The organism is Streptomyces sp. KLMMK, assembly GCF_036961605.1.
GTDB classification, from domain to species: domain Bacteria; phylum Actinomycetota; class Actinomycetes; order Streptomycetales; family Streptomycetaceae; genus Streptomyces; species Streptomyces telluris.
On the sequence record NZ_JBAMDC010000654.1, the window covers coordinates 1 to 2,106 of the forward strand.

Here is a 2,106-nt window from a genome sequence, read left to right on the forward strand (position 1 = left end):
CCTGCTGGACCCGCGCACGCTGATCGTCGGCGGCGGCCTCGCCGAGGCCGGCGAGACCCTCTTCGCCCCGCTGCGCGCGGCGATCGCGGAGCGCATCACGTTCCAGCAGCTCCCCCGCATCGTCCCGGCGGCCCTCGGCGACGCCGCCGGCTGCCTGGGCGCGGGCCTGCTCGCCTGGGACCTGCTCACCACCCACCTCACGGAGGTTTCCGCCTGATGGTCGAACGAACGGTTCTCGCCGGCGCCCGCGTGGTGCTGCCGACCGGTGTGGTCGAGGACGGGCGGGTGACGGTCGACGGCCGGCGGATCGCCGCGAACGAGAGCGGCGAGCAGGCCACGCTCGACCTCCCGGGCCACTGGATCGTCCCCGGCTTCGTGGACATGCACGTCCACGGCGGCGGCGGCGCGTCCTTTTCGGCGGGCGACCCCGAGGAGGCCCTGACCGCGATCCGTACGCACCGCGCGCACGGCACCACGACCATGGTCGCCTCCACCGTCACCGGCGACCTGGACGACCTCGCCCGGCAGGCGGCCGTCCTCTCCGAGCTGACCGAGCAGGGCGACCTGGCGGGCATCCACTTCGAGGGCCCGTTCATCTCCCCGCACCGCTGCGGCGCCCACCAGCCGGAGCTGCTGCGCGACCCGCAGCCGGCGGACGTCCGCAAGCTGGTCGACGCGGCGCGCGGCGCGGCGCGGATGATGACGCTGGCCCCGGAGCTGGCGGGCGGCCTCGACTCCGTCCGGCTGCTCGCCGAGCACGGCGTCATCGCCGCCGTCGGCCACACGGACTCGTCGTACGAGGCGACCCTGGACGCCATCGAGGCGGGCGCCACCGTCGCCACCCACCTCTTCAACGCGATGCCGTCCCTGATGCACCGCGCGCCCGGGCCGATCGCGGCCCTCCTGGAGGACGAGCGGGTCACCGTCGAGCTGATCAACGACGGCACGCACCTGCACCCCGCCGTCCTGGAGCTGGCGTTCGCCCGCGCCGGCGCGGACCGGGTCGCGTTCATCACCGACGCGATGGGCGCGGCCGGCATGAGCGACGGCATGTACCCGCTCGGCCCGATGAGCGTGGAGGTCAAGGACGGCGTGGCCCGCATCGCCGACGGCCCGACGGCGGGTTCGATCGCGGGCTCGACGCTGACCCTGGACACGGCGTTCAAGCGGGCGGTGACGATCGACGAACTGACGGTCGGCCAGGCCGTACGGGCCCTGTCGGCGAACCCGGCGCGGCTGCTGGGCGTGGCCGACCGGGTCGGCTCCCTGGAGCCCGGCAAGGATGCGGATCTGGTCGTTTTCGACGCCTCGTACGACCTGGTGGGCGTCATGCGCAAGGGCGAATGGGTGGTCAGGCCCTAAGTGCACTGATTTCTCCCGCCCTTGACGCGCGGCCGCACTCCGGCCGGAACAGCGGCGGCAGTCCCGAGGTCTGGGCCTGCCGCCGCTGTTTTGGCATGATCGCTCGCGGTCGACGGTCCGGTTCATTGGTCAAGGGAGGGAGACGCCGGTGATCCTCACGGTCACGCTCAACGCCGCGCTCGATCTGACCTATCGCGTGCCGCGGCTGCAGCCGCACGCGTCGCACCACGTCACGGCCGCAGCCGAACGGGCCGGCGGCAAGGGCGTCAACGTGGCCCGCGTCCTCGCCGCCCTCGGCCACACCACGGTGGTCACGGGCTTCGCGGGCGGCACGACGGGCGAGACGCTGCGCCGCCACCTCGCCGAGGACACCCCCGGCGGCGGGGCCGAGCTCGTCGACTCCCTCGTCCCCATCCTCGGCACCACGCGCCGCACGGTCGCCGTCGTGGACGCCTCCACCGGCGACACCACCCAGCTCAACGAGACCGGACCGGACGTCACCGCCGAGGAGTGGGCGGCGTTCACGGACATCTACACGCGCCTGCTGCGCGAGGCCCGCGCCGTCGCCCTGTGCGGGAGCCTGCCGCCGGGCGTGCCGGTCGGGGCGTACGCCCACCTCATCCGGCAGGCGCGCGCCGCCCGCGTCCCCGTCCTGCTGGACACCGGCGGCGAACCGCTGCGCCGCGGCATCGCCGCCCGCCCCGACCTGGTCACCCCCAACGCGGCCGAACTCGCGGCCCTCAC

The 2,106-nt window shown here is 74.5% G+C and carries 3 protein-coding genes; all 3 read left to right on the forward strand.

Annotated elements, in window-relative coordinates:
* A partial coding sequence (locus V7793_RS36770) for an ROK family protein (protein WP_336014026.1) occupies window positions 1-217 on the forward strand: 217 nt, incomplete at its 5' end.
* Entirely contained in the window at window positions 217-1,362 is a 1,146-nt protein-coding gene (gene nagA / locus V7793_RS36775) for an N-acetylglucosamine-6-phosphate deacetylase (RefSeq protein ID WP_336014027.1), read from the forward strand. The genes V7793_RS36770 and nagA, both read left to right, overlap by 1 nt.
* A gap of 148 nt (window positions 1,363-1,510) precedes the next feature.
* A partial coding sequence (locus V7793_RS36780) for a 1-phosphofructokinase family hexose kinase (RefSeq protein WP_336014028.1) occupies window positions 1,511-2,106 on the forward strand: 596 nt, incomplete at its 3' end.